The following is a 26950-nucleotide window of genomic DNA, read 5'->3' on the forward strand; positions in this document are numbered from 1 at the left end:
GCCTTCACCAGCGACCCCTTCACCATCCACACCCGCTGGATCGAAACCCAGTTCAACAACACCATCACCCCCTACACCCCCACCGGCACCGACGAGAACGACGACACCACCCCCCGCGAAACCGTCGTCGTGGAAGTCGGGAACAAGCGGCTGGAGATCTCCCTCCCGGCCGTTCTCGGACTGGCCGTCGCCCCGGCGGACGGGGCGGCCAAGAAGCCGAAGCGCAAGGCGGTCAAGAAGTCGGGGTCCTTCGCGTCGGGTGACGCACTGGCCTCCCCGATGCAGGGCACCATCGTCAAGGTGGCCGTCGCCGAGGGCGACACGGTGGCCGAAGGCGACCTCGTCGTCGTCCTCGAGGCCATGAAGATGGAACAGCCCCTCAACGCCCACCGTGCCGGAATCGTCAAAAACCTGAACGCGGATGTCGGTGCCTCGGTCAGCTCGGGCGCGGTCATCTGCGAGATCAAGGACTGATCGGAGCCCGTCCGCTTCCGGTGGCATCTTCGTGCCAGAGGCTGGGCCCGGCCGGTGTCGTGACGGACGATGGAGGCCCTGTTGGGACCGGTTCTCCCCCGCATACGGGGGCGGGGGAGACCGTGGGGTCCGTTCGCCCCGTGAAGACCGAAGCGGCCCCCTCGCGGGCCGGGGCGCCAGTGGCCGCTAGTCCTTGAGGGTGCGGTCCAGGAAGCCCAGGACGGTGTCGGCGTAGACGTCCGGCTGGGTCTTGACGCCCTGGAGGTGCTCGGTGTCCGGCAGGGTGTGCACCTCGGCCAGCGGATAGCGCTCGCCCAGGGCGTGCACCCCGGCGGCGGGGATCATGGTGTCCCGCTCACCGGCCAGGAAGAGCATGGGGGTCCGCTCATACGCGCCCTCGGCCGCCGGGGGCCACTGCACCCGCAGCATCGCCACCGCCGCCGACGAGGCGACCGTCTCCAGCACCGCGCGGGAGGGCCCGGAGCGCAGCGGGCCCGGTACCGGCACCCCGTCGGAGGCGACGAAGTTCCGGAACAGCGGGGCCAGTTCGAGGGCGGGCCCGCTGTCGCAGACCACCGCGTCCACCGGGCAGTCCTGCCCCCTGCCCAGCATGTAGAAGGAGGGGAAGGTGGAGATGGAGAAGCCGTAGATGGCGATGCGCGCCGCGGCGTACTCCTCCAGCGAGCGCATATACCGGACCACGGCGACCACGTCGTCCGTATGGCGCTCGCTCATGGCCCAGCAGGCCCGGTCGGCCACGCTCTTGCCGTGGTTGCGGTGGTCGAAGAGGGCCACCGTGTAGCCCGCCTGATGCAGCAGCTTCGCCTGGGCCAGGCTCGCGGACTTGCTGAGCCCCAGCCCGTGGCCGAGCACCACCACCCGCTGGGGGTCGCCGGGGCAGAGCCAGACATGCAGTCCGCGCCCCTTGAACCCGTCCAGCTCCACCGTGACGTCCGTACTGTCGATGCCCAGATCGGCCGGGCTCTTGTGATGGCGTTTACGGGGCGGGTGATAGATGAAGTACGAGAGGAACGCGCCGTACAGCGGTGCCACCGGGAGGGTGGCCGCGGACGCCGCCTTCGCCAGGAATCCCGTCGCCATATCGCAAGCCCCCATCACCGGTTGTGCACGGACGTGCGCGATCGTAGTGCCGCCGCCCCGGTGAGCGGTGCGTACCGGAGGTGAACGTGTCCTAACTCACCGGGTGTTCCGGTGCCGCAACACCGCGTGGCGCCAAGGGGGTTGGCTCGGGCCGGACGGGCCGCGGCGGCAGTTTCCTGCCGTGCCGCCGTACGGGTGAGCCGGGCCCGCACCCCGGCCCGCCCTGTAGCGTCGTCCCGACGGGACGCCGGATGGCGACGAGTTGTGCGGAGGAGAGCCGAACAGTGCCGTTCACCAGCCCGGCCGAGCCCACCCGGAACCCCGGGTCCTGGGGTCCGGCCCGTGCCCTGCCCCGCCCCGAGGACCGGCCGGCCCCCGGTGAGGTGGCCGTCTGGCTGCTGCGGATACCGCCCGCCGTCGGGGCAGCCGAGGAGGCCGCCGGAATGCTGGACGAGCGGGAGCGCGACCGCGCCGCCCGGTTCCGCCACGCCACCCCGCGGGAGCGTTACGTCGCCTCGCATGTGGGGCTGCGGACGCTGCTCGGCGGCTATCTCGGGGCCGATCCGGCGGAGGTGGAGTTCCTCCGGGAGACCTGCGGAATGCCGGACTGCGACAAGCCCCACGGCCGCCCCGCCCTGGCCGGGGACCCCACCCTGTGCTTCTCCCTCTCCCACGCCGGGGACGCCGCGCTCTACGCGGTCGCCGGGGTGACCGTCGGCGCCGATATCGAGGAGCGCGAGCCCCGGCGGGCGGGCACCCGGCTCACCGGGCTGATCGGCCAGCTGCACGCCGGGGAGCGGGCGGCGATCGAGGCGCTCCCCGAGGAGCTGCGGGAGGAGGCGTTCCTCGGCTGCTGGGTGCGCAAGGAGGCGTATCTCAAGGCCATCGGCACCGGGCTGCCCGGGGGCCTGCGCACCCACCACGTCGGCCTCGCCGAGGGGCTGGCGCCCGAGGGCGCGCCGCCCGGTCCGGACGGCTGGACACTGGCGGACGTGGACGCGCCCACGGGCTATCACGCGGCGGTCGCGGTGCGCGGCGACGAGGCCCCGGTGGTCACCGTGGGCGGGCTGGCGCTGGGCTGAGGGCCGCGGGGCGCCGCCGGGCCCGGGGCGCTGTCGGTGCGGCGGCGTACCGTCGGGAGTATGTGCAGATCCATCAAGACACTCCGCCCGCCCTTCGCCGAGACCGTCACCGAGGAGGACATGCGCGCCGCGGCGCTCCAGTACGTGCGCAAGATCTCCGGTTTCCGGCAGCCCGCCGCGCACAACGCGGAGGCGTTCGACCGCGCGGTCGAGGCGGTCGCCGCCGCCACCGGGGAGCTGCTGGGCTCACTGGAGGTGCGGGGCGGGGCGCGCTGAGCGCCGGGGCTCGACCGTGGGCTCCCCATGACCATGGGCCCACCATGCGGCTGGGCGTCCTCGGAAATCCGAGAACGCCCAGGTCAGCTTCCTGATCATCGGTGCGCCGCCAGGGACTCGAACCCCGGACCCGCTGATTAAGAGTCAGCTGCTCTAACCAACTGAGCTAGCGGCGCCTGCTGACGACGTAAATACTACCCGGTCCCGGAGGGTGCTCCTGACCACCGCCGCGACGGCCTCGGAGGGCGGCTCAGATGGTCAGGGAGAGCAGCATCGGGGCCACCTCCCGGTTGAGGGTGTAGGCGGCCTGGCGCAGCCGGTGGGCGTGCTCCAGGGGGAGCGAGAGGGCGAGGCAGCCGACCGAGCGGCCCGCGGTGATCGGCACGGCCGCGCAGACGGTGCCGACCGCGTACTCCTGGAGGTCGAGCACGGGCACGGTGGCGGGCTGGCTGTCCAGCTTGCGGAACAGCACCTTCTCGTTGGTCGTCGTACGGGAGGTGAGCCGCACCGTGCGGTGGCGGGAGAGGTGGTCCCGGCGGCCGTCGTGGTCGAGCTGGGTGAGCAGGCATTTGCCCGCCGCCATGGCATGGGCCGCGGACCGGAAGTCCACCCACTCGTTGACCTTGGGCATCCGCGGGCCGTCGGCGTACTGCGTGATCTTGACCTCGCCGTCCACATAGCGGCTGAGGTAGACGGCGGCCCCCACCGAGTCGCGCAGCGCGGTCAGCGACCGCTGGAGCTTGTGCTCCACGGCATGGCCGCGGTCGGCCGCGGCGGAGCCGAGCAGGGCCAGGGATTCGCCGCCGATATACGCCCCGTCGCCGACCTGCTCGACATAGCCCTCGCGGCGCAGCATCCGGAGCGGCTCGGCGAGCTGATGGGCGGGCAGCCGGGTCTCGCGCGCGATCACGGTGTCGTCCACGCCGCCGGAGTGCCGGGCGACGACCTCCAGGATGCGGAGGGCATGCTGCACCGAGTGGAATGGCGTGGTCGGCTCGGGCCTGAGCGCCACGGTGTCCCCCCCTCGCCGGTTGTGACCGCTTACGGCTGTGTACCACGATAACGGCCAAGGGTGGTGAACGGAGCGGGTGTTGGGCATTCGCATATGCCATGGGCGGGCCCCCGCCGATCACGGCGGGGGCCCGCTCTCCACTCGGGGGCGCGGAGCGCTAGAGCACCGCGCTCAGGAACTCCCGGGTCCGCTCGTGCTCCGGCTCGGTGAAGATCTTCTCCGGCGGACCGGACTCGATGACCCGGCCCGAGTCGAACATCAGGACGTCGTCCGAGATGTCCCGGGCGAAGTTCATCTCATGGGTGACACAGAGCATGGTGATGTCCGTGGTGTGGGCGATATCGCGCAGCACGTCCAGCACCCCCGCCACCAGCTCCGGGTCCAGCGCCGAGGTGACCTCGTCCAGCAGCATCACCTGCGGGCGCATGGCCAGCGCCCGGGCGATCGCCACCCGCTGCTGCTGTCCGCCGGACAGCTGCGTCGGATAGGAGTCGCACTTGTCGCCGAGGCCGACCAGGTCGAGCAGTTCCCGCGCCCGGGTCTCGGCCTCGTCCTTGCTCAGCCCCAGGACATGCACCGGGGCCTCGGTGATGTTGCGCAGCACCCGCATATTGGGGAAGAGGTTGAACTGCTGGAAGACCATGCCGATCTTCTTGCGCACCTCACGGGTGTGCTTCTCGCCCGCCGGGACCAGCTTGCCGGCCTTGTCCTCATGGGTGAGGTAGTCCCCGTCGACCCTGATCGTGCCCTCGTCGGGCTTGAGCAGCGTCATCAGCAGCCGCAGGATCGTGGTCTTGCCGGAGCCGGACGGGCCGATCAGGGTGACGTGCTTGCCCGAGGAGACCGAGAAGTCCAGGTTGTCCAGGACGACGTTGTCGCCGAAGCGCTTGGTCACCTGGTCGAAGCGGATCAGTTCACTGCCGTCCACGGCAGGATTCGTGTGGTCGGTTTCAGTGGCCAAGACGACGCTCCAGGGCTCGCATGAGAAGGGATGCCGGATAGGCGATGAGGATGAAGGCGATGCCGACCATGGTGAACGGCTCGATGTAGTTGAAGGACGAGGAGCCCTCGGCACGCGCCTTCTGCAACATGTCGACCACACCGATCAGCGCGAGCATCGGGGAGTCCTTCAGCATCGCGATGACGTAGTTGCCCAGGGCGGGCACCACACGGCGGATCGCCTGCGGCAGGATCACCGCCATCCAGGTGCGGCCGCGGGAGAGGCTGAGCGCGGTGGCCGCCTCCCACTGGCCCACCGGCACACCGTCGATACCGGCCCGGTAGACCTCGGCGGTGTAGGTGGAGTAGTGCAGCCCCAGCGCGATCACCCCGGTGGTGAGCGCCGAGAACTTGATGTCCCAGGTGGGCAGCACATAGAAGAAGAAGAACAGCTGCACCAGCAGCGGGGTGTTGCGGATGAACTCCACCACCGCCGACACCGGCCAGCGTATGAAGCGGGTGGGGGAGCGGAAGGCCATCGCCCACACCAGGCCCAGCGCGAACGCCAGCACCGAGCCGAGGGCGGTGGCCTCCAGCGTGATCAGCAGCCCGTCCAGCAGCTCCGGGAGAAAGTCCTTGGCTACGTCCCAGTTCCAGTTCACTGGGCCCCACCTCCCGTGATCATGTTGGACGACTGCTCGGCCTCCTGGCGGGCGGAGAGCTTCCGCGTCACCAGCGGGCCGCGCTTCTCCGGGAACTGTCCGATGCCCGCCTTGGCGCGGCGTTCCAGCAGCCGCATCAGCCGGGTCAGTACAAAGGCCAGTACGAAGTACATGACCAGGATGAGCGAGTAGATCTGGGCGCTCTCACCGGTCGCCAGCCGCGAGAGCTGACCGGCGAAGGTGATGTCGGCGACGTTCACCGCGGAGACCAGGGCCGTCCCCTTCAACAGCTCGATGAGCAGGTTGTTGAAGGGCGGGATCATCTCGGGGATCGCCTGCGGCAGGATCACCCGGCGCATCCGCTGCGCGGGGGTGAAGCTGAGCGCGATGGCCGCCTCGCGCTGGGCCGGGGCCACGGACGCGATGGCACCGCGCACGATCTCCGAGCCGTAGGCGCCGTAGGTGAGGCCCAGCGCCAGGACGGCCGCCCACATCGGGAACAGCTGCCAGTGGAAGGCCAGCGGCATCACGAACGCCAGCCAGAACATCAGGACCAGGGCCGAGGTACCGCGGAAGATCTCCACATAGAAGCCCGACAGGAAGCGGACGATCCACCGCGGTGAGGTCCGCACCAGGCCGATGCCGAAGGCCACGGCGGTGGCGAAGGCGGCGCTGTACAGGGTCAGCTGGATCGTGATCCAGACACCCGGGAGGAGCCAGTTTTCCCACAGTCCGGCTGTCATTTGCACAGCTCCTCTGCGGTCAGGTCGGTCATCTCTTCCTTGGTGAAGCCGAAGGGCCGCACGATCCTCAGCAGTTCGCCGCTCTTCTTTATCTTGTGCAGCTCTTTGTTGAAGGCGTCACGCAGCGCGGTCTCCTCCGGGCGGAAGGCGAAGCCGCCCGCCCCGATGTCCGGTTTGCCGTCCACATACGCCTGGAACGGCTCGGTCGCCTCCGCTCGCCGGCTGTTCCGCTGTTTCACGACGTTGTGAACGGTCACCGTGGTGCCCGCGAAGACATCGGCCCGGCCCTGTTCCACGGCCAGCAGTCCGGCCAGCTGATCGGGAAGGATCAGCATGTCGCCCTGCTTCACCCCGGCCGCCTCCGCGTAGCCGATTTGGGCATAAGCGGTACCGGTGGCCATCTTGGCCTTGGATTTCACGATGTCGTGGTAATTGTGGATGTTCTTCGGATTCCCCTTGCGCACGATGAACGCGTCACGCATGCGGTAGTCGGGGTCGGAGAAGATCACCTGAGCGCAGCGTTCCGGTTGGATGTACATCCCCGCCGAGACCACGTCGAACTGCTGCGACCGCAGACCGGGGATCAGTGATCCGAACTCGGTCGGCACCGGCTGGACCCTGTCCACGCCCAGCCGTTTGAAGATGACCTTCGCGAGTTCCGGTGCCTCACCGGTGAAATCGCCGTTTTTGTCGATATAGCCGAATGGGATCTCCCCCGCGATTCCCAGTCGTACCGTGCCTTGCGACCGCAGCCGCTCCAGCAGGTTGCCCCCGTCCTTGCCACCAGAGCTGGACACCCGGCTACAGCCGACCGCGCCCAGCAGACCCAGGGCCGCACCGCCGGTCAGCAGCGACCGGCGGGCGAGCCCTTTTCCTCTGCTCTCGATGTCTTTCCCACGTGGTGGAGCCATGGGCGCGCGACTACCCGACTCGGCGAAATGTATGCGGGCTGTTTCCAGCCCTTGATGTAGCCGATGCTGGGTATGTCCCTACGACAGCATTGACTCCGAACTGGCCTGGAGGAATGTCCATGGTTGACCGAGCTGACCGGTTCATCGAGGTCTCGCTCGACAAGCGCGGTGTGGCCTGCACGGCGAAACTCCTTGACGATCGTGCGCCGATCACCTGTGAGGCGGTCTGGAACGCGCTGCCCCTCGGAGGTGATGTGTATCACGCCAAGTACGCGCGGAACGAGATCTACACGTTGCTGCCGCCGTTCGCGCCGGAAGAGCCCCCGCTCGAGAATCCGACGATCACCCCCATCCCAGGTGATCTGTGCTATTTCACCTTTACGGACACCCAGCTCGGAACGAAGTCCTACGGTTATGAGACGGACGCCAAGCACCAGGGCCGTAACCAGGTCATCGATCTGGCGCTGTTCTACGAGCGGAACAACCTGCTGATCAACGGTGACGCGGGATGGGTGCCCGGCATCGTGTGGGGCACCATCGTGGACGGTCTGGACCGGATGGCCGACGCCTGCCAGGACCTGTGGCGGGCCGGGGCGCTGGGCGAGAGCCTCAACTTCCGGCGGGCATGACGGAGCGCCGGACGGACCCGGTGGGCCCGTCCGGCGCACGCTGATGTCCGGGTGGCTTCCCGGGCTCAGGCGGCGGGCGGCCGCACGCCGTCCGCCAGCCCCGCCCCGTAGAGCGCGTGGGCGGCCCGCAGCACCAGCGCGTCCGCATGACGCGCGCCCACCAGCTGTACCCCGATCGGCAGCCCCGCCGAGGACAGTCCGCACGGCATCGACGCCGCGGGCTGCTGGGTGAGGTTGAACGGGTAGGTGAACGGGGTCCAGCCGGTCCAGCGGGTGTGCTCCGAACCCGGCGGCACCTCGACCCCCGCCGCGAAGGCGGTGATCGGCATGGTCGGCGTGACCAGCAGGTCGTACGCGGAGTGGAACCGGCCCATGGCGTGGCCGAGCGCCATCCGCACATCCACCGCCGCCAGATAGTCCAGCGCGCTGTACGCCGCCCCCTGGGCGCACACCTCCCGCAGCCCCGGGTCCAGCAGCTCCCACTGCTCCTGCCCCAACGGCTGCACCACCCGGGCCGCGCCGCTGAACCACAGCGTGTGGAACGCCTCCACCGGATCCTCGAACCCCGGGTCGATCTCCTCGACCACCGCGCCCAGCCGCTCCAGCAGATCCACCGCCCGCCGGACCGCCACGGCCACCTCGGGGTCCACCTCCGCCGTACCGCCGAGCGCCGGGCTGTAGGCCACCCGCAGCCCGTCCACCCCGCCGCCGCCCGCCGTGATCGCGTCACGGAACCCCGCGCCGCCCTCCGGCGGGGCCGCCAGCTGGGACCAGTCGCGCCAGTCCGCACCGGAGATGACATCCATCAGGAGCGCGGCATCGGCCGCGTCCCGGGTCATCGGACCCACATGGGCCAGGGTGCCGAAGGCGCTCGCCGGATAGAGCGGAACCCTCCCATAGGTGGGTTTGAGGGCGAAGATGCCACAGAAGGACGCCGGGATGCGGACCGAGCCTCCGCCGTCCGTCCCCAGGCTCAGCGGACCCGCTCCCAGTGCCACCGCCGCCGCGCTGCCGCCGCTGGAGCCGCCCGCGGTCCGCCCCGGGTCGTACGGATTGCCCGTCACCCCGTGGACCGGGCTGTCCGTGACGCCCTTCCAGCCGAACTCCGGGGTGGTCGTCTTGCCCACGAACACCGCGCCGTGCTCCCGCAGCCGGGCCACCGAGGGCGCGTCCTCGTCCCACGCCCGGCCCTCCGGGCGCACCGTCCGCGAACCGCGCAGCGTGGGCGCGCCACGCTGCAACAGGATGTCCTTCACCGACACCGGCACCCCGTCCAGCAGCCCCATGGGGGCGCCGCGCCGCCATCGCTCGGCGGACTCCTCCGCCTGGTGGAGCGCCTCCTCGGCGTTCAGCCGGCAGAACGCGTTGACCTCGGGCTGGATCTGCTCGATCCGCTGAAGGGCCGCCCGGGTGGCCTCGACGGGGGACAGCTCACCGGAGGCGTACCGCTCCAGGTGTTGCACAGCGGTCAGATCGTGGATATCGGTCATCCAACTCTCCGTTCGGGGTTGTGCGTTCAGTCCACCGGTACGTATCCGAGCCGCTTGTCGACGACGTTGAGCAGTGGTTCGCCGGCGGCCCAGCGGTCGAAGTTGTCCTGGAACTGCTCGGCCAGGTGATCACGCCAGCCGACCGTGTCACCGCTCATATGGGGCGAGACGAAGAGCCCCGGAACGTCCCACAGCGGGTCGTCGGCGGCCAGCGGCTCGTTCTCGAAGACATCCAGCGCGGCGCCGCCGATCTGCCGGGCGACCAGGGCCGCCGAGAGATCCTTCTCGATCACCATGGGGCCGCGACCGACATTGATGAACCGGGCGGTGGACTTCATCCGGGCGAAGGCGGTCCGGTCGAACATCCCGCGGGTGGACTCGGTGAGCGGCGCCGCGCACACCACCCAGTCGGCCCGGGAGAGCAGCTCGGGGAGTTCGTCGCCGCCGCGCACGCCCTCCCGGGCGGTACGCCCGACGAGGTCGACCACCACGCCGAGCGCGGCCAGGGTGGCGCCGATGGCCCGGCCGATGGGGCCCGCGCCCACGACCACCGCGTGGCTGCCCGCCAGCCGCATGGTCTCGCGGTGCTTCCAGCGGCGCTGCCGCTGGAGCTCCCAACTCCCGGAGAAATCCTTGGCCATGGCGATGACCAGACCCGCCACGTACTCGGCGATCGGCTGCTCGAAGACGCCGCGGGCGTTGGTCAGGACGGTGTCGGAGGCGGTCAGCTCCGGGGAGAGCAGGCGGTCGACGCCCGCGCTCGCGGTGTGGACCCAGCGCGGCCGGGGCCCCTCGCCGGGCCAGGCGTCGCGGACCGCGTCGGAGGTGAAGTCCCAGACCAGGAGCACATCCGCGGAGGGGAGTGCTTCGGGCAGGGAACCCTCGTCGCAGACCACGACCCGGGCCCGGTCGGCCAGCCGGTCCAGCCGGACCGGAGGCTGGTCGCCGAAGACGACCACAGTGCATTCGGACATAGGCGGGAAACCGTTTCGAAACGTGGATGGGTTTGGCTGAACCAGGTCTGGGCAGACGCCTCAGTTTGCAGGATTGACCACGCTAGGCAGCGGAAACTACCGTCGTCAACAACGGCATCTGTTCCGGCGTCCCGGCATCAGGCCGGCTTCTCTGTATCTCTGGCCAATGGTCCAGCCCTCCGTTCTGATTTGGGGCTCGATATGGACGTCTCTTTTCTCGGTGGCCCGCAGCCGCAGCTCGGCGTGGGCATCGTGGCACCGTTCGACTTCGCTCTCGACCGGGAGCTGTGGCGCTGGGTACCGGACGAGGTCTCCCTGCACCTCACCCGGACCCCCTTTGTGCCGGTGGAGGTCAGCCTCGACCTGGCACGCCTTGTCAGTGAGCACGAGACCCTGCACGAAGGGGTGCGGGCGCTGAGCGCGGTCGCACCGGAGGTGGTGGCCTACGCCTGCACCTCCGGCAGCTTCGTCGGCGGAGTGGCCGGCGAGCGCGCGATGTGCGCGGCCATGACCCATGCGGGGGAGCTGCCCTCGCTGACCACCTCGGGCGCCCTGCTCGAGGCGCTGCACGAGATCGGCGCACGGCGGGTGGCGGTGGTCACGCCGTACACCCAGTCGGTGACCGACTCGCTGGAGGACTACCTCGGTGAGGGTGGTATCACCGTCACCGGACGGGCCTACCTCGGCCTCACCCGGCACATCTGGAAGGTGCCCTACCGCGATGTGGTCGACATGGCGCGGCAGGCGGTGGTCGGATCGCCCGACGCGCTGTTCATCAGCTGCACCAACCTGCCGACCTACGACGTGATCCCGCAGCTCGAGGCGGAGCTGCGGATGCCGGTACTGTCCGCCAACCAGGTCACGATGTGGGCGGCGCTGCGGAGGATGGGCGCCCGGGCCGTCGGGCCGTACCAGGCGCTGCTGGACCCGGCCGCCAGGTCCGGTCCGGCGGGGATGTCCGCGTCGTCGCTGAGCGCGCCGATCGCCGAGCAGGTGGCCGACGCGGAGCCGGAGCCCGAGGCGGCGCTGGCGGGGGCGGCCTCACCGGGGCCGGACCTCGACCCCGGGGACGGGCTCGATCCCGGGTTCGGCACCGGGCTCGGGGAGGGCCCGTACCTCGATGACACGGGCGGCCCGTCGGTGTGAGTGATCCGCCGGGTGAGAGGGAACCCGGCGGGCGTCCGCGGTGTACAAGAAGTGACAGAGCAGGGGCGGCGCTCACGGCGCCGCCGGATAGGAGGCAGAGCTAGTGGTAGCGGACACGACGCGGCCGGTCCTGGACACGGTGGGCTTTCTCTACCCGGGCTATTCCGCCGAGGACGACTATCCGCGCCTGGAGGGCATCCTGGGCGACGGCGTCCGGCTCCCGCTGGTCCATACCGATATCGGGGAGGACGCCCACCGGGTGGACGCCCTGCTGGAGATGGGGTCGGCCCGGCGGCTCGCGGCCGGGGTCTCGGAGCTGAAGGAGCGCGGCGCCCAGGCCGTGGTCTGGGCCTGCACCAGCGCCAGCTTCGTCTTCGGCTGGGAGGGCGCGCAGGAGCAGGTGCGCGAGCTGGGAGAGACGGCCGGACTCCCCGCGTCCAGCACCTCCTTCGCCTTCGCCCATGCGGTGCGGGCGCTCGGCGCCGAGCGGGTCGCCATCGCCGCCACCTACCCGGAGGACGTCGCGGGGCACTTCCGGGCCTTCCTCAAGGCCGCGGGCGCGGAGGTGGTCTCCACCCGGGGCAGCGGCATCATCACGGCCGCGGAGGTCGGCACCTGGGGCCGGGACGAGGTGCTGCGTCTGGCCCGTGCCGGAGACCATCCCGAGGCGCAGGCGGTGCTCCTTCCGGACACGGCGCTGCACACCGCCGCCTGGTTGCCCGATCTGGAGCGGGAGTTGGGCAAGCCGGTGCTCACGGCGAACCAGGTCACGGTCTGGGAGGGGCTGAGGCTGCTGGGCCGGGAACCGGTCCATGACCGGCTGGGCGTCCTGTTCGCCAAGGCCGGGCGCTGAGGCGGGGCGCCCGGGCCGGGCGCTGACGGAGCGGGATCGGGGCCGGGTCCGCCGTGGTGGCGGCGGACCCGGGAATAAAACGGAGTCCTTCTCCGGTTGTCCGGTCGCTGTGGGCGTACGCGCCCCGCGGAACAGCGACCGGAGCGAAAGTGACCAGGGAGGCGGGCCACCGTGGCCGATGAGCGGGACCGGCGAGACGAACAGCGCGACACCGTCCGGGGCGAGGCCCTCGGCAGCGCGCCCGTACCGCTGTCGGTACTGGACCTGGCGACCGTCGGCAGCGGGGTCACCGCCACCCAGGCGCTGAAGACCTCCGTCTCCCTCGCCCGGCTGGCCGAGCGCCGCGGCTTCCACCGCTTCTGGGTGGCCGAGCACCACTCGATGCCCGGTGTCGCCAGCTCCTCCCCGGCCGTGATCCTCGCTCATCTCGCCGCCCATACCGAGCGCATCCGGCTCGGCTCTGGCGGGGTGATGCTGCCCAACCACGCCCCGCTCGTCATCGCGGAGCAGTTCGGCACCCTGGAGGCGCTCGCCCCCGGCCGGGTGGACCTCGGGCTCGGCCGGGCGCCCGGCACCGACGGCGCCACCGCCGCCGCGCTGCGCCGCACGGACCGGCTGCGCGAGGGCGCCGATGAGTTCCCGCAGCAGCTCGCCGAGCTGATCCGGTTCCTCGACGACGACTTCCCGGACGGGCACCGCTACGCCCGGATCCATGCGGTGCCCGGCCCCGTGCAGGGCTCCGTACCCGGCGGGGTGCAGTCCGCCGACCGGCCTTCGGTGTGGCTGTTGGGGTCCAGTGGGTTCAGCGCCCGGCTCGCGGGCACCCTCGGTCTGCCGTTCTCCTTCGCCCACCACTTCTCCGCCGCGAACACCCTCCCGGCGCTCGACCTCTACCGCGAGACCTTCCGTCCCTCCGCCGTGCTGGACCGGCCGTATGCCTCGATCGGTGTCTCCGCGCTCGCCGCCGAGGACGGTGCACAGGCCCACCGCCAGGTGCTCACCGGTGCGCTGTCCATGGTCCGGCTGCGCACCGGCCGCCCCGGGCTGGTCCCCACCCCCGAGGAGGCCGAGGCGTACGCGTTCAGCGAGTTGGAGCGCGATGTCGCGCACGGCTGGCTGGCGAACGTGGTGTACGGGACGCCGGACGAGGTCCGCGAGGGGCTCGACGGGCTGGTCAAGCGGACCGGTGCCGATGAGCTCATGATCACGTCCACGGCGCACGGCCGTGAAGCGCGGCTGCGCTCCTATGAGTTGATCGCCGACGCCTATGGCCTGCCCGGCGCGCCCGCCTGATCACCCGCCCCGCCGCCGCCGTCCCGACGCCCCCTCACGACGGTGCCGACGTACCCCTTCACGACGGTGCCGAGGTACCCCTCGCGAGGGTGCTGACGTACCCCCGGCCGTCGCTCAGGACGCCCGGGGGGTGGCGATCATGGCCTGGATGCGGTCCGGCGGCACCGGGCGGGAGTAGAACCACCCCTGCCCGGTGTCACAGCCGATCCGCCCCAGCCGCTCCGCCTGTTCCGCGCTCTCCACACACTCGGCCGTGACCGTCAGCCCCAGCCGGTGGGCCAGCTGTACCAGCGCCTCCACGATCGTCTCGTCCGCCGGGTTCGGATGCTCCGCCGTCCGGAAGCCCTGGACGAACGATCCGTCGAGTTTGAGCGTGGAGACCGGCAGTCTGCTGAGGTAGGCCAGGTTGGAGTAGCCGGTCCCGAAGTCGTCGATGGCGATCGCCACGCCCATATCGCTGAGCCGCTGGAGCGCCTGGAGCGGTCGTCCCGCCGAGCCCATCACCGCGGACTCGGTCAGCTCCAGTTGCAGCAGATGCGGCGGCAGCCCGGTCTCCTGGAGGATCGCGCCCACATCGGCGACCAGGTCGGAGTCCCAGACCTGGCGGACCGCCACATTCACACTGACCACCAGCGGCCGCCGGGGATTGGCCCGGTACCAGGCGCTGGCCTGGTGGCAGGCGGTCCGCAGCACCCACCGGCCGAGCTGCACGATCGCGCCGTTCTCCTCGGCCAGCGGGACGAAGCGGTTCGGCGACAGCCGCCCGAACTGCGGATGGTCCCAGCGCACCAGCGCCTCCACCCCGCGCACCACCCCGTCCACCAGCCCCACCAGCGGCTGGTAGTCGAGGACGAACTCCTCCCGCTCGACCGCCGGGCGCAGTGTGCTGGAGAGCGCCTGACGGGTCATCCGGTGGGCGTTGCGCTCGGGGTCGAAGAGCGTCCAGCGCGCCTTGCCGTCCTCCTTGGCCCAGTACAGCGTGGTGTCCGCGGCCTGCATCAGCCAGGTGGTGTGGGTGCCCGCCGCGGGCCGCTCCACCACTCCGATGCTCGCCGACACCGAGAGCCGCTGGCCCACCACGTCGAACGGCCGCTGGAGCGCGGCCAGCACCGTCCGGGCCAGCTCGCACAGCTCCTCGGTACCGGTGGAGTTCCGCACCAGCAGCGCGAACTCGTCGCCGCCGAGCCGCGCCACCAGATGGCCGCCGGGCGCCGCGCATTCGGCCAGCCGCTGGGCCACCGCGCCCAGCAGCCGGTCGCCGACCCGGTGGCCCAGGGTGTCGTTGACGGCCTTGAAACCGTCCAGGTCCAGATAGCAGAGGCCGATCCGGCCGGTGCCCTCCTGGTCGTAGGCGGCCGACTCCAGCGCCGAGGCCAGCCGCTCGAAGAAGAGATGGCGGTTGGGCAGCCGGGTCACCGGGTCGTGCATCTGGAGATGGCGCAGCCGCCCCTGGAGGTCCCGGCGGTCGCTGATGTCCGCCATCGACAGCAGCATGCCGCGACTGTCCGCGGCGGGCTCGACCGTGATCTCCGCCCACAGCGCGTGGCCGTCGGAGTGCTGGAGCCGCCGGGTGCAGCACAGCCGTGCCCGGCGGCCGCACAGCACCTCGCGGTACTCGGTCCAGGTCCGTGGATCCTCCCGCAGACCGGCCAGTTCGGCGGCGGTGCGGGTGGCCAGCAGGGCCGGATCGGTGCCCAATAACGCGCCGAGCGCCGGGTTGGCGTCCAGCACCCGGCCTTCCCGGTCGACGACGGCCATCGCCAGCCGCGCCGCGTGGAACGCGGCGCGGTAGTCGGCGGGCACGGCGCCCGGGGGAGCGCCGGAGCCGGGGCAGGGTGCGCCGGCGCCCGCACCAAGGGGTGGAGCGCTGGGCTCCACATCACGCTCTGTGACTGTCGGCAGCGTCGCGCCGGGCGCGCGGCCCTGCCCGTCGGGGGTTCCGCTCACCGCTCGCTCCCGCATGGCGTTCGTCGTGGCCAGGTCTGTCGTACACGTCTCGCACATGTCTCACACCGGGTGCCGGACGGGCCGAGATCGCCCGTCCACCGAGGGAATCCCCGTGGGAAATGTGCCGATCATAGAGGCTCGCACTCCGGGCGTTCCATCGACGTCTTCACGCTCACCGCCGCCTTGACCGTGTGTTTGGTCGTAACTGTCCGACTCTGCGCGGGCCAACGGCCCGCCTGACCGATTGTGACCGTCTGTTACGTACCCGCATCGCGGCCGGTTCACTCGACCAGTCCAGCCGAACAGGGCGTACCGCCCGTTTCGACCCCAGGGTGGAGTGGGTGTTCCGACTACGCCCGGGAGGTCGACATGGTGCGTCCTCAGGTACCCGAGGGGGTGCACCGACCGCTCCGGCTGCGGCGGGCCGGAGCCGTCCTGACCTCGCTGAGCGCACTGGTCGCCACCTCCGTGCTGGCGGGCCCCGCGGCCGCCGCGGGCGCGGGCGGCCCCTGTGGTCTGGAGCGCACCGGGGCGCATCACTCCGAGGGGCTGGACAGCTGGAACTCGCGCTATCCGCGCCCGGCCCGGTCGCTGGACGCGGCGATGGTCTTCCTCCGCTTCCCCGACGCGAAGCCCAAGGTGACCACCGACCGGCTGGCCGCCGACCACACCCCCGCCACCGCCGACTTCTTCAAACGGGCCTCCTACGGGAAGTTCCGGCTCCGGGTGCATCCGCTCAAGAACTGGATCACCATGCCCCAGGCGTCCACCGCGTACGCGATACAGCGCGACTGGAACTCCGGGCGGCGGGCGGCCTATCTGCGGGACGCCATCTCCGTGGCCGATCCGCGGATGGACTTCAGCCGCTACGACATCGTCTATCTGGTCGCCGACCCCGACGCCCCGGGCGTGGACGCCGACGCGACAAAAGTGGTCAACTTCGAACGGCCGCTGCGCGCGGACGGCACCGATCTGCGCCGACTGGTTACCGTGTTCGAACACCATCCGCCGGACCGCAATGTCCTCGCCCATGAGACCGGCCATGTCTTCGACCTGCCCGACCTCTACCACCGCCCCGAGGACACCGACAACAGCGGTGAATGGGACACCTACGTCGGCGACTGGGACCTGATGGGCAGCCAGTTCGGACTGGCCCCCGACCCCTTCGGCTGGCACAAGTGGAAGCTGGGCTGGCTCGGTGACCGCCAGGTGGCCTGCGACCGTGCCCTCGGTTCACGGATGTACACCGTCCAGCCGCTCGCCGCCCCCATGGCCGAAAGCCGCCTCGCCCTCGACACCCGCACCCGGCTGGTCGTGGTCCGCACCGGCCCCACCACCGCCCTGGCCATCGAGGCCCGCGGCCGCTACGGCAACGACGCTCAGCTGTGCACGGAAGGGGTGCTGGTCTACCAGGTGCACAGCGACACCGCCTCCGGCGACGGCCCCATCCAGGTGCTGGACGGCCACCCCGCCAGCTCCGCCTGCTGGAACGATTCCGTCTACCCCGCGCTCGCCGACGCCCCGCTGGGCGTCGGGGACAGCCTCGCCGCCAAGGACGACGGCGTGCGGGTCACGGTGACCGGCCGCGGTACGGGCGGCGCCTGGAACATCCGGGTCACCCGCCGCGAACTGGGCACCTAGCCGCACGGCGGTCGGATCGGCCCGGCCGTGCCGCCAGCCACGCCGGAGGGGCGCGAGGTGGCGTTCGCCGTTGTGTCGGAGCGTTGTACCCACCCGTGATCAAGCCACCTTCGAGGTGGCGCTCCGAGACTGTGGGCCCGTTTCGACCTCAGGCGCCCGGGAGTTGTGCATGACGCGGTACGCGAATCTGGCGGAGGCCCTGAAGGAACGCGCTCTTCAGCGCCCCGGACACGACGCTCTGGTCCATCCGGCCGGAAGCGGCACCACCGCTTCCGGCCACCGGCTCTCCTACGCCGAACTCGACGCCCGCGCCACCGCCGTATCCGCCTGGCTGCGCGCTCGCGACGCCGGTGGCCGACGGGTGCTCATCGCCATGGACCCCGGCCCGCATACGGCGGTGGCCCTGCTCGGCTGTCTGCACGCGGGAGCCGTCGCGGTACCGGTGCCCGCGCCGTCCGACTCCCGCACCGACGCCGAGCGCACCGCGGCCATCGCCCGGGACGCCTCCGTGGACCTGGTCCTCACCGAGACCGCACACGCCACCGAGACCTCACGCCGACTCTCGCTCGTGGGCCGCGCCGATCTGACCTGCCTCGCCGTCGACGGACTGCGGCCGGACGGCCACCCCCAGAACCTCCGCGCCACCGGACAGGACCGGGAGCCCCATGACCCCGCCCGCACCGGCCCCGACACCCTCGCACTGCTCGCCTATGACTCCGGTCCCGCCACCGCCCCGCGCGGGACCCGGCTCACCCATGGCAATCTGCTGACGGCCATGGTCGCGCTGCGCGGGGCGCTGGGCACCGGGCGCCACTCCCGGATCGGCGGCTGGCTGCCCCGCCACCACACCCCCGGGCTGGTCGGACAGGTACTGCATCCGCTCTGGCTGGGGGCCACCGCCGTCACCCTGCCCGTACACCCCCTCGGCGCCGACCCGGCCGCCTGGCTGCGGGCGGTCAGCCGCCACGGCATCACCGAGACCGTCGCCCCCGACACCCTCTACGCCCGCGGCGCCGCAGCCGCCACCGAAGAACTGCTGGCCGGACTCGATCTGTCCCGCTGGCGGACCGCCCTGAACGCCGGGGAACCGGTCTCGGCCGTCACCATGGCCACCTTCCCCCGCCGCTGCGCCCCCGCCGGACTGCGGACCGGCGCCCTGGTCGGCGGCTACGCCCCGGCCGAGGGCGCCCCGGTGCTCTTCGCCGCCGGGCGCCGCGCGGCGGGCGGGGCGGACGCCGCCGTCGTCGATCCGCTGACCTCCCGTCGGCTGCCGGACGGGGCGACGGGGGAGATCTGGCTGCGCGGACCGGCCGTCAGCACCGGCCACTGGGGCGGACCGCCGGACACCGCGCCGCTGTTCGCCGCCCGTGCCGCCGGGGGAGCGGGCGGCTTTCTGCGCACCGGCGACCTGGGTCTCGCCGTGGACGGCGGGCTCCGGATGACCGGGCGGCTGCGCGACACCCTGCTCGTGGACGGACTCACCCTGCACCCCCAGGACGTCGAGCGCGAACTGCTGCGCCGCGGACGCCCGCTGGGGTCCGCGCGGGTCTTCTGCGACGGCCCCGGCACCGGCCGGCTGGTGGTCGTCCAGGAGGTCCGCGCGGCGGGCGGGGCCCGCGCCCGGCTGCCCCTGCTGGCCGCGCGGATCCGGGCCGGGGTGGCGGAGGAGTTCGGGGTCACCACCAGCGCACTGCTGCTCGTCCGCCCCGGCACCGTGCGCGGGGTCGGCGCCGTCAAGGTACGCCGCTCCCTGCTGCGCGAGCGCTATCTCCGCGGTGAACTGCGCACCCTGCACGCCGAATTCGCGCCCGGGCTCACCGAACCGGCGCATGGCGGCGCGGCCTGACCACCCGCGTACGCGGCCCGCGCGTTTCAAGGGACGGGTGTTCGACGGGCGGATTCGGCCGGGAATGGTGAAACGTCGGCGCGGATACGGGAATACTTGCCGAGGGGGCGATAAAGGGGCGGAATACAACCGGGGGCCACATGGTTCGCGTGCTCATAGCCGAAGACATGCACATGCTGCGCAAGGCCCTGGTCGCCTTGCTGGAATTCGAACCCGATATCGAAGTCGTGGCGGAGTTCTCCAGCGGCACCGATATCCTGCCGCGCGCCCGGGAACTCCGTCCGGACGTCGCCGTCCTCGACATCGACCTGCCCGGAATGGACGGGCTGACCGCCGCCGCCGAGCTGCGCACCGCCGTTCCCGAATGCCGGACCATGATGCTCACCAGCCTCGGCCGCCCCGGGAATCTGCGCCGGGCCCTCGCGGCCCAGGTCTCCGGATTCCTGCTGAAGGACAGCAGCCCGGACAAGCTGTCGGACGCGATTCGCGCGGTCGCCAAGGGCGAGCGGGTGATCGACCCCCAGCTGGCGCTGGCCGCCCTGGACGACGGTCCACAGCCGCTGACCCCGCGTGAGCTGGAAGTGCTGCGGCTGGCCTCGGAGGGGGCGGACTCGGCCCAGATCGCGGCCACGCTGTTCCTGTCGGTGGGGACGGTGCGCAACTATCTGACGTCCGCGGTGACCAAGCTGGACGCCCGCAACCGGGTGGACGCCATCCGGATCGCCCGTGAGGCGGGTTGGATCTGAGCCGTGGCGCGCGGGGCTCCGTGGGTACGTTCCACCCGCGGGGCTCCCCCGGCTGCCAACGGGCCCTTCCACAGGGCCCGTTCAGGCCTTGACGGTCGGCCCCGGGCCGTACTCCTCCTCCGCCCCGCGGCGCGCCCGGCGCCGCGGTTCCGGCTCCGGCCCCGGTTCCATGGATACCTCCAGCTCCGCCCGCAGTTCGAACCAGCCGTCCGGGCGCAGGCCCGCGCGCAGTCCGCCGCCCAGGCTCTCCAGCCGCACCTTGAGATTGCCGATCCCGCTGCCGCCGTCCGTACTGTCGGCGCGCAGCAGCGTGGAAGGCTTGCCCACCCCGTCGTTGACGAGCGTCAGCCGCACCCGGTGGCCGGTGCGGCGCGCCTCGATCGCGCAGTGCTCGGCCTTGCTGTGCCGCAGCACATTGGTCAGCCCCTCGCGCAAGACGCTCGCCAGCACCGTGTCCACCAGCTCGGGCAGCTTGCCGCAGCCGATGTCCGAGGTGGCGCTGATCCCGGCCGCGGACAGCATCGACCGCGCCGACTCCGCCTCCGCCGACAGCGACATGGTGCGATAGCCGCTGGCCACCGCGCGGACGTCGGCCAGCGCCTGGCGGGAGGTCTGGAGGATCTCCGAAAGCTCCCGCTGGGCCCGGGAGTTCTGCCGCGGCACCAGCCGGTGCACCAGCTCACACTTGAGGGTGATGGTGGACAGGCTGTAGCCCAGCAGGTCATGGACGTCCCGGGAGAACCGCAGCCGCTCCTGGGCGACGGCCAGCCGGGCCAGTTCGGCGCGGGACCGGGAGACCTCGGCGACCAGCCCGGAGAGCCGGGAGAGCCCGAAGACCACCAGTCCGGTCAGCGCCGTGGAGACCGTCGTATATCCCACCTTGCCCCAGCCGAAGCCGACTTGGAACAGCAGCACATCGGTACAGAGCATGATCGTGGCGAACGCCGTCCAGCCCAGCGCCGGGGAGAGGACGAGCAGCGCGGAACCCGCCAGGAACCCCGGCATGCCCAGCCACGCCTGTCCGAAGACCGCGAACGGCAGGAAGGTCAGCAGCGCCTGCACCGTGAGCGTCCAGTGCCGGGCGTCGGCGAACCGTGGCACCAGCGCGGGGAAGGAGTGCATCAGCTGGAGCCCCAGCAGCATCGCCAGCAACAGCAGGGCCAGCACCAGCAGGGCCGAGCCCATCGCCCGGCCCGAGGGGCGGGAGTCGAGCACATAGGTCACCGCGACGCAGAAGTAGCCCACGAGCACCACCACGGTGATGACGACGGCAAGGCGCGGCGCCAGGCTCTCATGAGGGCGTGGCCGGTTGTCCCCGGCAGCGCCGGAAAAGAGGCTCCGCTGCACTCGTCCTCCGGATGGTCGGGCCGGATTGGGCGGCTTGCCCGAGAGTATCCGATCTAAGCCGCAGGTGGAGAGGGAGCGTAGTGCGTTGATATGACGCTGAGTCTGACGAGGGAGCACCGGGCGATCACAGGAAGAGGGGAATGGGGTTGAGACTGCGGTAGGGCGTGGGGCCGGGCAACCGGCCGAGGGCGACCGGAACGTCGAAGAGGCGGCCGGGCGCGAACCGGGGCCAGTGCGGGCGCAGTCCGGGGACGAGGACCTTGGCCACGGGCAGTCCGACATCGGGCCGGGTCTGGTCCAGGACCAGCAGCTCCATCCCGCGGCGCCGGACCATCTCGGCTATGGAGGCCAGGGAGAACCCGTCCGCCGGGGTGGATATCTCCGGTGGCGGCGCGGCCGGGTCCGGCGTCAGATAGGGCTGCCCCGCGGTGGTCGCGGTACGGAACCAGCGCAGCGCCTCGGGGTCGGCGGCGCCGTAACCCCCGCCGTCCGCACGGGCCTCGACCACCGCCGGAAGCATCTGGTTGAGCTCGGCCAGGGCATGGCACAGGGCGGTGAGCCGGTCGGGGTGGGCACCGAAGCCGAGGGTGATGTCCTCGGCGGGCTTGTCGGTCCTGCGGGAGAGCGCGGCGACCACGGGGATACCGAAGTCCGTGGTGAGGTCCAGGGCCCACACCTGCCGCCGCAGCCCGGCGTGGAGCCGCGCCACCTCGCCAGGCCAGGGGTCGTCGAGGGCGTCCAGCGCGATCCCGGGCTGGCGGGTGCGGTTGTACCACCACAGGGCGACCGCGTCCCGCTCGACGAGCTCCAGGAAGCCGCGGACCGCCGCGTCCTCCAGGGTGCCGCCAGCCGCCGCCCCGTTGGAGTCGGCCCGGCAGAAGCGGCGGCCCGGGGCCTGCGGCGCGCCGTAGTACAGCAGGGCGGTGGGCAGCAGCCGGTGGCGCCCGGCCGTCAGCGACCACACCGGGGTCCAGTCCACCTCCGCGTCCTCGTCGAACGGGTCGTGGACGCGGTGGCGCGCGGGGGCCGTCCGGTCCCGGAACTGGCGGGGGGCGAAGAGCTGCACGGTGTCGGGGTGGACGGCGGCCCCGGGGGCCAGATCCCGGTAGCGGGCGCGCTGCCGGGGCTCGTCCCCCTGGAAATGGCCGCTGTAGTGCTCCAGGGCCTCGCACAGGGCGCCCGCGCGGGCCTGTTCGGCGGTACGGCCCTTGCCGTGGGCCGCGGCGCCCAGACCGGCGCGCAGCGCGTCCAGGCCGCCCAGGAGATCCGCTCCGGTGAACGAAGGGTGGCGCGCGTGAAAGCAGTTGAGCCCGTCGGGGCCGCGCGGATCGGGGCGGATCTCGGTGATCAGCCCGGTGACGGGGTCCACGAGATGGCCGTAGGTCTCCAGGACCCGGCGGGGCGAGGTGTCCGTGGCGGCGGGGCCCCGCCGCGCCGCCAGGCCCAGCGGGGCCCGCACCCGCGCCGCGACCAGCCCCGGATCACCGCAGCCGGGGCACTGCGGACGGCGGACCAGCGGATGCCGGTCCACGGTGGCGGTGAGACTGTCCAGCACGGACAGCGCGCGCTGGCCCGGATGCCGGTGCCCGGCGAGCCACTTGGCCGCCTCCAGGGCGGCCGACTGAAGGGCGGCGGCCCGGCTGGCGGGCAGCGAGGCGGGTGGCCTGGGCACCGGTCCCGAGCGGCCCAGCCTGCGCTGGAGATACGCCTCCGCCTGGCGTCCGCGCCACAGCCGGTCGGCCAGACAGGACCAGCAGGGGTCGTCGGGGGCGCCGAGGAACGGGCCCAGCCACGCCTGGGTGCCCACGGGTTTGACGGGCAGCCAGCGGCGCCCGGCGGCACGGTGCTCACGGTCGACGGTGGCGAGCCGGGGGTCGAGATAGTCATCGCACACCACAAGGGTGAGATCGGCATCGTGAGGTTGACGCGACCCGACGGGGCATACGCCATCGGGGAGTTCGGGGCCACCGGCGGCCCTGGGGCCGTCCGCCGCCGTGCCGTCCGGGGCGCGCGGAACGGCGGCCCGCAGACCCGCGGCCCGCAGCGCCCGCAGGGCCTCCTCCGGGTCGGTGGAGCCGAGGGTCAGCGCCGCCACGACGGCCGCCCCTGGGGCCCGGGGGCACCCCGCCCGGCCGCCCCCCTCCGCGCCGAGCCCGGCCAGCTCCCAGTACGCCTCCTCCGGCCCCGGGAGACCGGCCCGGCCGCGCTCGCAGACCAGCCCCGCCTCCCGCAGCCTGGCGATGACCAGCTCGGCCTGCTCCGCCGGGACGGCGCCCGCCCGGTCCGCCGCGGTGGCCGCCTCGGCGAGGATGCGCGCGAGATCCCGGGAACCGTCCAGCAGCGGGGCGAGGGTGGCGACGGTCCGCCCGTGGAGGGCGGTGACACCGTGCTCGGAGACGAGGTAGACGGCCTCGCCCGGGACCGGCTCGACCCGTAGGTGCGGGGTGAAGCCCAATTCCCCTGACATCCGGCCGTCAGTCTCCGGCGGTGCAGATGCAGATACAGGCACGGGGTGCGACAACTCCCCGCGAGGCGTCGGTGAGTTCCTCGATGACCAGGTCGTCCTGGAAGGCCGGCAGTGGTCCGGCCACCACGAGGCCCGGCGCGACGGACGCCAACTCGGAGGTGCCGGAGGGGGATGTGAAAGCGGGCGCGTCGATCATCGCGCTCTCCTCGAGATAGAGGGGCAGTTCGCTGCGGAAGGGCCGCGACGCGACCACGTGCAGCTCTCTACCTATCTTGTCGCCAAGGTATGAATTTATCATGGTTTTGCACCCCAGAACTCATATGGGGTTGGGTATTCCGACACTGGCCGGAGACATCCTCCGCACGCGAGTCTCTTAGTTGCCTCGGTGGCTGGGCCGCGCGGCACAAGAGGCACTTGACGGACCGTTGACGGAGGTACAGGACCATGGACATCAAGGTGTTGGGGCCACTGAGCGTCGAAGCGTGCGGTCATTCGATCGTGCCCACCGCGGGCAAACCGCGGCAGATCCTCGCACTGCTTTCCGTCTACGCCAACCAAATGCTGCCGGTCCCCACTCTTATGGAGGAAATCTGGGGCACTCAGATGCCGCGCAGCGCGCTGACGACCCTTCAGACCTACATCCTCCAGCTCCGCCGGAGACTGGCCACCGCGTACGGCCCGCAGGCCCCCAACGCCTCGAAGAGCGTCCTGGCCACCCGCTACGGCGGGTATGTGCTGGAGGCCCAGCCCGGTGCGGTGGACATCCATGAGTACGACCGGCTGGTGGCCGCGGGACGGGACGCGCTGGACGCGGGGGACGATGCGGAGGCGTCCCTGCTGCTGCGCGAAGCCCTTGCCGTCTGGCGCGGTCCGGCGCTGGTGGATGTGCGGGTCGGACCGGTCCTGGAGATCGAGCTGGCCCGGCTGGAGGAGAGCCGCCTCGGTGTCCTGGAGCGTCGGATCGAGGCGGATCTGCGGCTCGGCCGCCATGCCGAGCTGCTCACCGAGCTCACCGAGCTGACCGCCCGCCATCCGTTGCACGAAGGGCTGCACGCCCAGTGCATGGCCGCCCTCTACCGGGCCGGCCGTCCCTGGCAGGCGCTGGAAGTCTACCAGGGGCTGCGGGCCCGGCTGGTGGAGGACCTCGGGCTGGAGCCCTCGCCCCGGCTCCAGAAGCTCCAGCAGGCGGTGCTCGCCTCGGATCCCGCCCTCGACCTGGACGTGGACGCCCAGTGGCGGCGTCCCGTGCTCGATCTGTTCGCCGCTTGACCCGCCGCTGACCCACCGCCCCGGCTGCCGCGCGGTGCGTCCGGGTACGCCGTCGCCCCTCTCCCCGCGCGCCATCCGTCCCCCGTCCGGAGAGTCCTCCCCCCGAAACGCCCGGCGCCGCCCTTCAGCCGGGCCCGCTACGGCTCCGCTGCCCGATCCCCCCGCGCGGGCAAGCGGAGCCGTAGTGCTTTCCCGCCGTCCAACGCACCAGCCGAGGTGGCGCCTTGCGCATCATCGACCTGACCACTTCCGAGGACGGCCGCGGCCCGGAGCCGGTCCCCGGAGCGGCCACGCGGTGGGCTCCCCGCCCGGCCCATGTCCTTGACCTCAGCGCCGTGGCCCCGGTGACCCGCACCGCCGGGGTCGCGGACATCGACCGGGCGCTGGCCCGGCTCGGCTGCCGCCCCCGCCCCCGGGATGTGGTCCTGCTGCGCACCGGCGCCTCCGGTCTGGCCGGTACCCCGCGCTACTTCACCGACTTCACCGGGCTCGACGGACCGGCCACCGACTATCTGCTGGGCCTCGGGGTGCGGGTCATCGGCACCGACGCGTTCAGCCTCGACGCCCCCTTCCGCGCGATGATCCGCCGGTATCACGCCACCGGTGACCGCTCGGTGCTCTGGCCGGCGCTCTTCGCGGGCCGTCGGCACGCCTGCCGCCGGATCGAGCGGCTGGCCCGGCTGGACATCCTGCCGCCCACCGGGTTCCAGGTCGCCTGTCTGCCCGCGCGGACCGCCGGGCCGGGGGCCCAGCCGACCCGCGCGGTGGCGCTGCTCGACGACTAGGCCGTGTCCGAGGCCCCTGCCCCGGCCGACCAGGAGGAGGTGTGGGGTGCGCGAGATCGACACCGATGTATGTGTGGTCGGCGGCGGTCCGGCCGGGCTGGTGCTGGCCCTGCTGATGCTGCGCTCGGGCCTGGGCGTGGTCGTCCTGGAGCGGGCCCGCGCCCATCAGCGGGAGTTCCGGGGCGAGATCCTCCAGCCCGGCGCACTGGCGCTGCTGGACGCGCTCGGGGTGCTGACCGGCGTACGGGCTCGCGGCGCGCGCGAGTTGGACCGGTTCCGCTTCCTGGACGGTGACCGGGTACTGCTGGAGGCCGACTACCGGCTGCTACCGCCCCCATATGACCACCTGTTGACCGTTCCCCGACCGCATCTGCTCGATGAACTCCTCGCCCACTGCCGGCAGTCGCCGCGCTTCCGCTATCTGCCCGGACGGCGGGCCGGCGGCCTGCTGCGGCGCGAGGGGCGGATCGCCGGGGTCGTCGCCGACGGACCGTCCGGCCGCTGTGCGGTGCGCGCCCGGGTCGTCGTCGGCGCGGACGGCCGCTTCTCGCGGATCCGGCGGCTCGCGGGCATCGGGGCGGGCCGCACCGCGCCCCGCGGCCAGGACGTGCTGTGGTGCTCGCTGCGGACGGAGGCGGCCGCGCCACCGCCGCCCGAGGTCCGGGTGGTGCGTACACCGGGCGGCCCGGTGCTCCTCCACGGCTCATGGCCCGACCGGATCCAGCTCGGCTGGACCCTGCCGCACGGCCACGGCCGCGCCCTGACCGCGTCCGGCCTCGAGCGGGTCACCGAGCGGCTGGTGCGGGCCGTTCCGGAGTACGGCGGGCTGATCCGCGACCAGCTCAGCGCCCCGGACGACCTCACCGTGGTGGACGTCTTCTCCGCCCGCGCCGAGCGATGGGTGGCCGACGGCCTGGTGCTCATCGGCGACGCCGCCCACACCCACAGCCTCATCGGTGCCCAGGGCGTCAACCTGGCCGTCCAGGACGCGGTGGTGCTGCATCCGGTGCTGACCGACGCACTGGCCGCCGAGGACACCGGCGCGGCCCGGCTCGCCGCCTTCGAGCGGCGCCGGGGGCCGGACATCGCCGCGGTGATGCGCCGCCAGAGCCTCCACAGCCGGGTGATGCACGCCCATGGTGCGTACGCCACCCGCGTACGCCCCCGGCTTGCGCGGGTACTGCGCCATACGCCGCTCTACCGCCGGGCCCTCCAGCGCGTCGCCTACGGCAATCCGTCGATCCGGATCACCGACGACCGGGCCTGCGGCTGGGCGTAGCGGGTCCCGTGGCGCGTCCGACGCCGTGCCGCGCGGCC

Annotated in this window: 25 protein-coding genes and 1 tRNA gene; 13 read left to right on the forward strand and 13 right to left on the reverse strand. The window is 72.1% G+C overall.

The features are described 5' to 3' along the window. A partial coding sequence (locus tag AB0C66_RS05880; RefSeq protein WP_362433425.1) for a biotin/lipoyl-containing protein occupies positions 1-474 on the forward strand: 474 nt, incomplete at its 5' end. Between the two features lie 186 nt (positions 475-660). Here the strand turns inward: AB0C66_RS05880 and AB0C66_RS05885 are convergent. Further along, the gene (locus tag AB0C66_RS05885; protein ID WP_362433426.1) at positions 661-1575 is read right to left on the reverse strand and encodes an alpha/beta fold hydrolase; all 915 of its coding nucleotides are present in this window, start codon (positions 1573-1575) and stop codon (positions 661-663) included. Positions 1576-1859: 284 nt separating this feature from the next. Here AB0C66_RS05885 and AB0C66_RS05890 point away from each other — a divergent pair, with 284 nt between their 5' ends. Together AB0C66_RS05890 and AB0C66_RS05895 are read left to right on the forward strand one after the other, a co-directional pair. After that, on the forward strand, positions 1860-2657 hold the full coding sequence (locus AB0C66_RS05890) for a 4'-phosphopantetheinyl transferase superfamily protein (RefSeq protein WP_362433429.1): 798 nt from the start codon (positions 1860-1862) through the stop codon (positions 2655-2657). A gap of 60 nt (positions 2658-2717) precedes the next feature. Next, positions 2718-2933 carry a DUF2277 domain-containing protein gene (locus AB0C66_RS05895; protein WP_362433432.1) on the forward strand — a complete coding sequence of 72 codons (216 nt, stop codon included), beginning with the start codon at positions 2718-2720 and terminating at the stop codon, positions 2931-2933. 102 nt (positions 2934-3035) lie between these two features. Here the strand turns inward: AB0C66_RS05895 and AB0C66_RS05900 are convergent. The 6 genes from AB0C66_RS05900 to ehuB all read right to left on the reverse strand — a co-directional run bounded on the left by AB0C66_RS05900 (position 3036) and on the right by ehuB (position 7200). Further along, a tRNA-Lys gene (locus AB0C66_RS05900) sits at positions 3036-3109 on the reverse strand. A gap of 74 nt (positions 3110-3183) precedes the next feature. Next, positions 3184-3945 (reverse strand): IclR family transcriptional regulator C-terminal domain-containing protein, encoded by a 762-nt coding sequence (locus tag AB0C66_RS05905; protein WP_362433434.1) that lies wholly within the window; start codon positions 3943-3945, stop codon positions 3184-3186. Positions 3946-4102: 157 nt separating this feature from the next. Then, the gene (gene ehuA, locus AB0C66_RS05910; protein ID WP_362433436.1) at positions 4103-4873 is read right to left on the reverse strand and encodes an ectoine/hydroxyectoine ABC transporter ATP-binding protein EhuA; all 771 of its coding nucleotides are present in this window, start codon (positions 4871-4873) and stop codon (positions 4103-4105) included. A gap of 22 nt (positions 4874-4895) precedes the next feature. Continuing rightward, positions 4896-5546 carry an ectoine/hydroxyectoine ABC transporter permease subunit EhuD gene (ehuD, locus tag AB0C66_RS05915; protein WP_362433439.1) on the reverse strand — a complete coding sequence of 217 codons (651 nt, stop codon included), beginning with the start codon at positions 5544-5546 and terminating at the stop codon, positions 4896-4898. Further along, entirely contained in the window at positions 5543-6289 is a 747-nt protein-coding gene (gene ehuC, locus AB0C66_RS05920) for an ectoine/hydroxyectoine ABC transporter permease subunit EhuC (RefSeq protein WP_362433442.1), read from the reverse strand. Before ehuC ends, ehuD begins: the two co-directional genes overlap by 4 nt. Beyond that, positions 6286-7200 carry an ectoine/hydroxyectoine ABC transporter substrate-binding protein EhuB gene (gene ehuB / locus AB0C66_RS05925; protein ID WP_362433444.1) on the reverse strand — a complete coding sequence of 305 codons (915 nt, stop codon included), beginning with the start codon at positions 7198-7200 and terminating at the stop codon, positions 6286-6288. Before ehuB ends, ehuC begins: the two co-directional genes overlap by 4 nt. A 119-nt stretch (positions 7201-7319) precedes the next feature. On the opposite strand from ehuB, the gene AB0C66_RS05930 reads away from it, so the two are divergent. Next, complete coding sequence (locus AB0C66_RS05930) at positions 7320-7829, forward strand: DUF3830 family protein (RefSeq protein WP_362433446.1); 510 nt, start codon at positions 7320-7322, stop codon at positions 7827-7829. Between the two features lie 65 nt (positions 7830-7894). Here the strand turns inward: AB0C66_RS05930 and AB0C66_RS05935 are convergent, their stop codons facing one another. Both AB0C66_RS05935 and AB0C66_RS05940 read right to left on the reverse strand, forming a co-directional pair. Beyond that, the gene (locus AB0C66_RS05935) at positions 7895-9319 is read right to left on the reverse strand and encodes an amidase (RefSeq protein WP_362433449.1); all 1425 of its coding nucleotides are present in this window, start codon (positions 9317-9319) and stop codon (positions 7895-7897) included. A 26-nt stretch (positions 9320-9345) separates the two neighbouring features. Continuing rightward, positions 9346-10293, reverse strand: a complete 948-nt coding sequence (locus tag AB0C66_RS05940; RefSeq protein WP_362433451.1) for a D-2-hydroxyacid dehydrogenase — start codon at positions 10291-10293, stop codon at positions 9346-9348. Positions 10294-10494: 201 nt separating this feature from the next. On the opposite strand from AB0C66_RS05940, the gene AB0C66_RS05945 reads away from it, so the two are divergent. The 3 genes from AB0C66_RS05945 to AB0C66_RS05955 all read left to right on the forward strand — a co-directional run bounded on the left by AB0C66_RS05945 (position 10495) and on the right by AB0C66_RS05955 (position 13585). Beyond that, the gene (locus AB0C66_RS05945) at positions 10495-11439 is read left to right on the forward strand and encodes a decarboxylase (RefSeq protein WP_362433454.1); all 945 of its coding nucleotides are present in this window, start codon (positions 10495-10497) and stop codon (positions 11437-11439) included. Positions 11440-11569: 130 nt separating this feature from the next. After that, a complete protein-coding gene (locus tag AB0C66_RS05950; RefSeq protein ID WP_362435500.1) occupies positions 11570-12292 on the forward strand; it encodes an aspartate/glutamate racemase family protein in 723 nt (240 codons plus the stop codon). Between the two features lie 171 nt (positions 12293-12463). Continuing rightward, the gene (locus AB0C66_RS05955; protein WP_362433456.1) at positions 12464-13585 is read left to right on the forward strand and encodes an LLM class flavin-dependent oxidoreductase; all 1122 of its coding nucleotides are present in this window, start codon (positions 12464-12466) and stop codon (positions 13583-13585) included. A gap of 114 nt (positions 13586-13699) precedes the next feature. Here AB0C66_RS05955 and AB0C66_RS05960 read toward each other — a convergent pair whose 3' ends face one another. After that, a complete protein-coding gene (locus AB0C66_RS05960; protein ID WP_362433459.1) occupies positions 13700-15589 on the reverse strand; it encodes an EAL domain-containing protein in 1890 nt (629 codons plus the stop codon). Between the two features lie 312 nt (positions 15590-15901). Between AB0C66_RS05960 and AB0C66_RS05965 the strand changes: the two genes are divergently transcribed. From AB0C66_RS05965 to AB0C66_RS05975, 3 genes are all read left to right on the forward strand, one after another. Further along, positions 15902-17173 carry a M6 family metalloprotease domain-containing protein gene (locus AB0C66_RS05965; protein WP_362433462.1) on the forward strand — a complete coding sequence of 424 codons (1272 nt, stop codon included), beginning with the start codon at positions 15902-15904 and terminating at the stop codon, positions 17171-17173. Between the two features lie 169 nt (positions 17174-17342). Further along, on the forward strand, positions 17343-19019 hold the full coding sequence (locus AB0C66_RS05970) for an AMP-binding protein (protein WP_362433464.1): 1677 nt from the start codon (positions 17343-17345) through the stop codon (positions 19017-19019). A 140-nt stretch (positions 19020-19159) separates the two neighbouring features. Continuing rightward, complete coding sequence (locus tag AB0C66_RS05975) at positions 19160-19765, forward strand: response regulator transcription factor (protein WP_362433467.1); 606 nt, start codon at positions 19160-19162, stop codon at positions 19763-19765. An 81-nt stretch (positions 19766-19846) separates the two neighbouring features. On the opposite strand, the gene AB0C66_RS05980 is transcribed toward AB0C66_RS05975, so the two are convergent. The 3 genes from AB0C66_RS05980 to AB0C66_RS05990 all read right to left on the reverse strand — a co-directional run bounded on the left by AB0C66_RS05980 (position 19847) and on the right by AB0C66_RS05990 (position 23832). Continuing rightward, positions 19847-21022 carry a histidine kinase gene (locus AB0C66_RS05980; protein ID WP_362433469.1) on the reverse strand — a complete coding sequence of 392 codons (1176 nt, stop codon included), beginning with the start codon at positions 21020-21022 and terminating at the stop codon, positions 19847-19849. Between the two features lie 214 nt (positions 21023-21236). Further along, positions 21237-23579, reverse strand: a complete 2343-nt coding sequence (locus AB0C66_RS05985; RefSeq protein WP_362433471.1) for a TOMM precursor leader peptide-binding protein — start codon at positions 23577-23579, stop codon at positions 21237-21239. 7 nt (positions 23580-23586) lie between these two features. Then, complete coding sequence (locus AB0C66_RS05990; RefSeq protein ID WP_362433474.1) at positions 23587-23832, reverse strand: hypothetical protein; 246 nt, start codon at positions 23830-23832, stop codon at positions 23587-23589. Between the two features lie 191 nt (positions 23833-24023). Between AB0C66_RS05990 and AB0C66_RS05995 the strand changes: the two genes are divergently transcribed. The 3 genes from AB0C66_RS05995 to AB0C66_RS06005 all read left to right on the forward strand — a co-directional run bounded on the left by AB0C66_RS05995 (position 24024) and on the right by AB0C66_RS06005 (position 26912). Next, a complete protein-coding gene (locus AB0C66_RS05995) occupies positions 24024-24848 on the forward strand; it encodes an AfsR/SARP family transcriptional regulator (RefSeq protein ID WP_362433476.1) in 825 nt (274 codons plus the stop codon). 224 nt (positions 24849-25072) lie between these two features. Next, complete coding sequence (locus tag AB0C66_RS06000) at positions 25073-25633, forward strand: cyclase family protein (RefSeq protein WP_362433479.1); 561 nt, start codon at positions 25073-25075, stop codon at positions 25631-25633. Positions 25634-25679: 46 nt separating this feature from the next. Further along, the gene (locus AB0C66_RS06005) at positions 25680-26912 is read left to right on the forward strand and encodes an FAD-dependent monooxygenase (RefSeq protein WP_362433482.1); all 1233 of its coding nucleotides are present in this window, start codon (positions 25680-25682) and stop codon (positions 26910-26912) included. Positions 26913-26950: the final 38 nt, after the last annotated feature.

The organism is Streptomyces sp. NPDC048636, from assembly GCF_040650655.1.
Classification (GTDB): domain Bacteria; phylum Actinomycetota; class Actinomycetes; order Streptomycetales; family Streptomycetaceae; genus Streptomyces.